4 protein-coding genes and 1 pseudogene are annotated in these 7,782 nt (G+C 59.8%); 4 read left to right on the top strand and 1 reads right to left on the bottom strand.

The features are described from left to right. The 3 genes from WCJ41_RS18960 to WCJ41_RS18950 all read left to right on the top strand — a co-directional run. Positions 1–628 (top strand): ATP-binding cassette domain-containing protein (locus WCJ41_RS18960; protein WP_336907400.1); only part of this gene is annotated, 628 nt, incomplete at its 5' end. Between the two features lie 808 nt (positions 629–1,436). After that, on the top strand, positions 1,437–2,894 hold the full coding sequence (locus tag WCJ41_RS18955; RefSeq protein WP_336907399.1) for an alpha/beta fold hydrolase: 1,458 nt from the start codon (positions 1,437–1,439) through the stop codon (positions 2,892–2,894). Positions 2,895–2,938: 44 nt separating this feature from the next. Next, complete coding sequence (locus WCJ41_RS18950; RefSeq protein WP_336907401.1) at positions 2,939–3,610, top strand: DUF938 domain-containing protein; 672 nt, start codon at positions 2,939–2,941, stop codon at positions 3,608–3,610. 165 nt (positions 3,611–3,775) lie between these two features. Here the strand turns inward: WCJ41_RS18950 and WCJ41_RS18945 are convergent. Beyond that, positions 3,776–4,780, bottom strand: a pseudogene (locus WCJ41_RS18945) (choloylglycine hydrolase family protein). A gap of 391 nt (positions 4,781–5,171) precedes the next feature. On the opposite strand from WCJ41_RS18945, the gene WCJ41_RS18940 reads away from it, so the two are divergent. Next, positions 5,172–7,514, top strand: coding sequence for a S8 family serine peptidase (locus WCJ41_RS18940; RefSeq protein ID WP_336907398.1), 2,343 nt, complete (start codon positions 5,172–5,174; stop codon positions 7,512–7,514). The last annotated feature ends 268 nt before the right edge of the window (positions 7,515–7,782 follow it).

Here is a 7,782-nt window from a genome sequence, read left to right as displayed (position 1 = left end):
GCCGAGCGAAGGCCAGCTGTTCTTCGACGGGCAGGACATCACCCATGCGAGCGCGGCCGAACTGAAGCCGCTGCGCCGCCGCATGCAGATGATCTTCCAGGATCCGCAGTCGTCGCTCAACCCGCGCCACACCATTGGCAACATCCTCGCCACCGCGCTGAAGCTGAACGGCATGGATGCGTCGGAGAAGTCCATAGCCGCCGTTCTCGATCGCGTCGGCCTGCCGTCCTCCACCATCCGCCGATATCCGCACCAACTGTCCGGCGGTCAGCGCCAGCGCGTTGGCATTGCGCGCGCAGTGGCGGTAAAGCCCGAACTCGTGGTGGCGGACGAAATCGTGTCTGGCCTCGATGTCTCCACGCAAGCGCAGGTCCTCGATCTGCTCAGAACCCTACGTGATGAGATGGGCTTGGCCTTGGTGTTCATCAGCCATGACCTGTCGGTGGTCCGCTATCTGTGCGAGCGCGTCGTCATCATGCGCTCGGGCGGGATCGTTGAAGAGGGCCGCACGCCAGACGTTTTCGCCCACCCGCGGTCTGAGTTCACTCGAACTCTCATCGCCTCCATACCACTCCCCGAGATACGCCCAGGCTGGCTTGATGAAACAGCCACAAGCGTTGAGAAGTAGGATGCAACCTGCCGCAGGAACTATAAACCGCCAAGCCTTTAGCCAGCAAGGGCACTTCACCCGACCATCAATAGAAAGTAGGCTCATATCATCGAGCGGACTCGGGCCAGATGGTTGAATGACGAGTGTCCGCCGTAGGATAATCTGAGGTCGTTGGGCGCATGCCCGACAAAAGGACTCTGTCCAGTCTGATGTTATACAGACCCGCCGCGGTGTTGCCGGTGTCGGGTCCTAATGTTGTCGCGTTTGATCCTTTCTCGCGCCAGCAGGTTGGTGTGACCACGCCCGAAGTATACGTCGGCCGCGAGCGTCGTTCTTGGGCTTCTCGGCTGAGCCTGTGGCTGGCTGCAAGTCCTTCAGACTGACCGCACGGAGCTGTCGGTAAGGCAGCGTACAAAAGGTGTCGATACACGACCCCGCCGAGATGATAGAGGTAACGCAGCTCACGCCATGGTCCAATTGCACGCATGCTCCTGCAACCCTCAACAACACGGCTCAGGGTCTCTCACCAATTCACGTCGATAGATGAGCTTTTAAACCTTGCCATGGCGGCCTGGCCTCAAATCACTGGTGGCTCACTATCAAATGCAATCAATAAGTTAGAAGACTGACCCGCCTCTCATATTTGAGTTGTCAAGCACCCAACATCCTCACACGACCGAGACTTGCAGGCAAAACATCACGCGAATGAGAATGACTTCCGAAATGCAGCAAATCGGCATATCAACACTGGTGAGAACCGCAAAGGTCAATCAGCCCCAAGCCACGTCATAGGACACGGCAATTGAGACGATAGGAGTTCGTGCTGGTGTTGCGCCGTATGTGGATAAGTGTTGGAATACCTGTTCTGCTCATGCTGCTGGGTGCGTTCATTTCAATTGCAGCCGCCGTAGCCGTGTATGTCTCATACCGCCCCTCCCTCCATATTTGGCATACAACCTTGCTGCAGGGCGAGTTCACGGCCAACTCGAAGACTGCCGACTGGAACAGCTACCTGCTACTTGAGGAAGCGCTTTTCAATCAACTGGATCGGAAGATCATTCGGCGCGTTCCAACAACCGAGCAGATGGATTTCAACCGCTTTAGCGCGGGGAGCAAGTCTGATCCGGCGAGGTGGTCAACCAACTGGAACCGATCTTCTGAATGGCCGGTTCCGGATGCCCGCTTCGGGGTGCTCCTGCTTCACGGATACTCAGACAGTCCTTACAGCCTGCGCTCCATCGGCCAAAGTCTTCAGGCAAATGGCGGTCAAGTTCTCGCGCTGCGCATTCCCGGCCACGGCACTGCTCCAAGCGCATTGAGAACCACGACGGCAGAAGACATGAATGCCGCTGTTTCGCTTGCCATGGCTTATCTGCACGAGCAACTTCCCAACAAGCCAATCATCATTGTAGGTTATTCGAATGGAGCGGCTCTGGCGCTCGTTCATACCTTCGCGGCGATCAACGACGGCAGCACCGCCAGGCCTGCTGCCTTGGTACTCCTCTCACCCGAAGTTGGCATTTCGCCAATCGCCGCGCTTGCGACCTGGCAGGCATGGATCGGCGAGATCCTTGGTGTCAATCAGCTGGCCTGGGATACGATAGAGGCAGAGTTCGATCCCTTCAAATACAACTCCTTTGCAGTCAATGCGGGTGCCCAGGCATATCGGATGACTGAATTGGTTCGGGCTCAAATTGACATGCTCACCGCATCGGGCCGACTTCAGGAGGTTCCGCCCATCCTCGCTTTTGAATCCGAGGCAGACGCGACTGTTACGGCATCTGCTGTCAAGCAGGAGCTATTCGATCGACTGGACTCTGGCGACGCAGAACTGGTTCTCTTCGACGTCAATCGCGTGTTTGAGCAGGAAGGTCTCATTGATGGGCAGAGTGGGTTCAAAGCGGCTCTTTCTGGACCACCCCACAGATACGCAATCAGCATAGTCACGAATAAGAGCAGCCAGGATCCAGCTGCTGTTGTTCAACAGCGCCCGGCCATGAGTGACGAGGTAACGACACAGGACATAGGTCTGAACTGGCCAAAGGATGTCTATTCCCTGGCACACATCGCTCTCCCGTTTCCTCCAGACGACCCCCTTTACGGCGATGGGACAAATGGAAATCCAGACAGCCTGAACCTTGGAGGCACGATTTTGCGCGGCGAGGAAGGTCGCCTGCAAATCCCTGCCACGGCCATGACACGGCAACACTGGAACCCGTTTTATCCCTACATGGAGAGGCGAATTCTCAAATTCGTCGATGGCGTCGTTTCGATCAACAAGTGACTGTTGCTTGAAGCAGACGCAACCTGACTGCCGAGAGGGCAATGATGCACGACGACAACAAACTCCCTCCGCCTGTTGCACTTGAACAGCGCGGTCACGACCCAGACCAGCGCATGTTCTCGCCTTCGGCAGCAAGAAATTCGGCACCGATCCTGACGGTCCTAAGGCGCCTTCTCCCCCCGGATGGATTGGTTCTGGAAATTGGTTGTGGAACTGGCGAGCACGCGGTGTGCTTTGCAGAGGCGATGCCCACTCTCACCTGGCTGCCGAGCGATCCGGATTCCGAATCCAGGATCAGCACTTCCAGTTGGATGCACTTCAAGCAACTGAACAACGTTTTGCAGCCACACTCCATCGATGTGAGTCGGGCACATTGGGGGGTCGAGCACTTGGCACCTTTGGACGCCATCGTGTCGATCAACATGGTTCACATCGCCCCCTGGGAAGCAACGACCGGACTGTTTTCAGGCGCTGGACGCTTGCTCCGATCTGGAGGGCTTCTCTATCTATACGGTCCTTTCATGCACAACGGTTTGCACAACGCGCCTTCGAATGCCAGCTTCGATGAATCGTTGAGATCTCGCAATCCATTCTGGGGCTTGCGTGACATTGCGGATCTCGAGCGCGTGGCTGAAGGATCGGGCCTCAAGCTTGCCGAGACAATCATGATGCCTGCCAACAACATGTCGCTTGTGTTTCGCCACGACAGCAAATGAAACACTGAGTTGGGGGCAGCGCCGGGGCGGAATGCTGCGGGTCGTGGGTGTCATGCAACACGGCGAAAGCCAAACTTTTGCACCCATTTCATCAAGCAGTCGAGAGCAGAGGCACGTAGCGGTGGCCATTGCCGCCGGAGCGGCAGTGGCAATGGCGTGAGGCGCTTACTTGAGCTTGAGGCTCATGTCAGTGATCGGCTGATCCGAGTCGACGGGGAACGACTTGATCTCCTTGGCATCAAGGTCGAGCTGCTTCATGTCGATCATGTGGATCGATTGATCCTTGTAGCTCTTGTAGTAGTAACGCATGTTGAACGCATCGCGCGCGACGGTGAACTGCGAGTAATCGGAAGAGACAGTGCCTGTGCTGTCCATCGCACGGCCGATGCCCTTCGGAATGTCGAAGTTGTTGAGTACATGGAAGATATGGGGGATGCCCTCTTCGGCGTTGTCCGAGGGAATTGCATTGGCGCTGAAGAGCGCGGCGCGCACGAAGCGCGACGGCGGGCTGAAGTCACCGGGAATGCCCCACATGCCGTTGCCCTGACCGAAGGCCTGAAGCTCGAGAGGGCCGATCTTGCCGCTGTTGACATTGTTAGGCTGCACCGTGATGTAGTTGCGGAGATTGGTCATGTGCCAGTCAAAGGTCGGCGAGTTCGTGACCGTGCCAAGCGGATTGTCGTGAACGACCAGCTTGCCGTCGATGGCCTCAATGACGATTGCAGCGCCCGTCTTGTCATAGACTGCATAGTGGAACGGCGGCGCTTCCTTGCCTCAGCCACTCAAGACGGTCGGGGTGATGGCGACGTCGCCAGCTTCCACGGCCTTGCGCACCTCATCGACGGAGCCGAACTGGGTGAGGATCCAGTTCGGGAACTCGGCGGAAGAAACGCCCTTGGACTGGTTGTCCGCCGTGACGGGCGTGTATGTGGAAAACTTCGGGAGATAGAAGGCACCTGCCATCAGGCCGGCATCGTTGAGGCCGTCCATGATCTTCACGTCGGTATAGGCATACATGCCCACGACAGCGTGCTTGGCGGTATACTTCATGCCGTCACCGGCGGGCGTCTGGCCGGTGAAGGTCTGGCCGCGCGGAATCATGGCGACATGACCTTCGATCTCGATGCCGAACTCGACTGTGCGGCCGCTGACGGTGGGACGGAACAACATCACGCTAAGCGGGCTAGTCGATAAGACGCCATGCGGGCTCCACAGGGAGCAAAAAAAGCGATATTCGGTAACTTGGACAGCGATTTCGGCAATCCTGAGGGGAACTTTGGGTGAATTCTTCCGGAAGTCCGGCAACCTTAACTTATGATCAGACAAAAAAATACGCGTGGTGTGTCCGGTATCAGCGCTTCTACGACAGACCGAACGAAATCTGGCTCGGTACTGGCGCCATTTTCGTCGCGCCACCGATCCGAACATTCCCAGGGCATGGAGATTTCCGGATGATTTGCTTGGCCAGCCGGCTTATGTTGGACTATGACGTAGAAAAACCAGAACACCAAAACGTTTTGTATAATACAAAAATAGTTGTTTTTACTGACTGAGAGATGACATGAGCACGGCGTTTCCGAATGCATTCCTCGCACGTCTCCTGACCGCCTCACTGGTTGCGGCGGCGGTCCTGGCGGGTTCACCGCGCCTGATGGCCGCGGAAATCCCCACCAAGCTCAAGAATGCCAGCCAGATCCAGCAGCAACTGCTTACTGCCGGAAGCGTCAGGGTCATCGCCTTCGTCGCCACGGATGTGGATCAGAAGGCAGTGCGTGCAGCACTCTCCGATCGCGCGGCGCGCGGTCAGATGATCCGCAATATGAATGCTCGCATCTCGCCCGTCATGCTGTCTCTTTTTCCGGGCTCCCGCGGCGCCAAGGGCCGCCGCGTCAAGGCAATCGACACGCTGGGTGCTTTTGCGGCTGACGTGACGCCCGCGGAACTCGCCCGCATGGAGACGGACCCGCGCATCCTCAGGATCGAGATTGACGAGTTCAGGACGACCTCCCTGAACCAGAGCCTGCCGCTGATCGGGCAGACCACCACCGACGCCGCCCAGCCCAACGGCACCGACGCCGATGGCCTGAACCCACAGACGGTGGCCGTGATCGACACCGGTGTGCAGGCCGGACACCCCTTCATTGGATCGGCGCGCGTGGTGGACGAGGCCTGCTTCCTCTCGACTTCGCTTTGTCCAAATGGCACCTACGATCAGGTCGGACCGGGCGCCTCGGCACCCGCCGCCGGCCAGTCGCACGGCACCCACGTGGCGGGCATCGCCATGGGCAACTACGCGTCCGGCTCTACAGTCAGCCGGGGCGTGGCGAGCCGGGCGAACCTGCTGATGGTGAACGTCTTCGGTTCCCAGGGCGGCGCCTACACGAGTGATATCATCCAGGGCCTGGAACACATCTACAGCCGGGTCATCACCAACAACAATTACCTCCGCATCGCGTCAGTCAACATGAGCCTCGGCGGCGGCGGCGCCGCGGGCGACTGCGACACCTCCCCCGAGAAGGACGTGATCGACCGCCTGCGCGCCGCGGGCGTGATCACCACGGTCGCCGCAGGCAATGATTCGAGCAGGGTGAACATGTCCTCGCCGGCCTGCATCTCGAGTGCCTTCTCAGTGGCGGCGACCAGCAAGACCGCGGTCGCCTCCAGCTACACCAATATTAGCCGGACGACGGATGTTTTTGCGCCGGGCGGTGACTTCGACGCCAACGGCTGCATCGTGTCATCCGTGATCAATGGCTACGACGCCTACTGCGGCACATCCATGGCCGCCCCGCACGTGGCGGGGGTCGTGGCACTGCTGCGCGCGGCCAAGCCCACGGCGACGGCCAGCGAGATCGAGGTGGCCCTGAAGACCTCGGGCGCCTTGATCAGGGACACGCGGAGCTCCGGGACCTTCAGCGCCCCGATGATCAACGTGGCGAATGCCATCGGCATCCTCCAGGGCCTCCAATCCTACGCGCTGACCACCACGGTCAGCGGCAGCGGGACCGTGATCAGTTCGCCCGCAGGCATCAACTGCGGCACGACTTGCAGCGCCACCTTCGTTCAGAACCAGACGATCACCCTGACGGCGGTTCCGGCCGCCTTGTCCACTTTCACGGGATGGAGCGGCGCCTGCTCGGGCACGCAGCTGACGTGCAGCGTGACGATGTCCGCCGCGAGTTCTGTTCAGGCAGGCTTCGCGGCCGCGAGCTGGGTCGTTCCGCTCGCCACGGCCCTCGACGGCAACTTTGGCTGGACCAGCCCGCTCGCGGGCGACGCGGCGGCCTGGTACGGCCAGAACCAGCAACTGCGCAGCGGCGACGCGACGGGCTACGCCATCAGCGGCGACATTGGCGACGCGCAGACCTCGTCCATGCAGGCCACCGTCCAGGGTCCCGGCACGCTCAGCTTCTTCTGGTCGGTCTCCTCGGAGCCGGGCTTTGACTTCCTGGAGTTCTGGGTCAATGGCGTGAGGCAGTCGGGATCCATCAGCGGCAGCGTGGGCTGGGCGCAGCGGTCGTTCACCCTGGCCGCGGGAACGCAGACCTTGCGCTGGACCTACCGCAAGGACACGAGCGCGAGTGCCGGCAGCGACGCCGGCTTCGTTGACAGGGTCACGTTTGTGTCCGGATCGACGCCGACGCCCGTGACCTACACGCTTCAGCTCACAAAGTCGGGCACCAGCAGCTTCGGCACGGTCACAAGCACGCCCACGGGCCTGACCTGCGGCACCACCTGCAGCTCGGCCACCGCCACATTCGCGGCGGGCCAGTCGGTCGTCCTGACCGCGAGCCCGGTGACTGGCAGGCGTTTCTCCGGTTGGAGCGGCGGATGCAGGGGGGCGGCCTCCACGTGCACTGTCGTTCTCAGGGCCAACACGTCGGTGACGGCGACATTCCGCTAGCGTCGGGGCTCAATTGCACTAGCACGTGACTAAATTAGCGAGTAAGTCGGCGCCAAGGTAGTCGGATGCGAGTTTGTAGTGGCGGGCTGCGAGCCTGGCGCCAGTCCTTGAGCCTGCGCCCCCAGAGGCCATTGCAATTTAGGCTCGACCACTGCAGAAGAACAAGCCCTCCCTGCACGAAGCGTAACCGCTCGATTGGTACCGCCTGCCTGAACATTGGCTGATGGCTTAAGACACGTGCATAGCGACGTCGTTAATGACGTGTCTT

It is taken from the genome of Aestuariivirga sp. (genome assembly GCF_037139295.1).
Lineage (GTDB): Bacteria > Pseudomonadota > Alphaproteobacteria > Rhizobiales > Aestuariivirgaceae > Aestuariivirga.
Note: the sequence above shows the minus strand (reverse complement) of the source record. Positions and strands in the feature narration are given on the sequence as shown.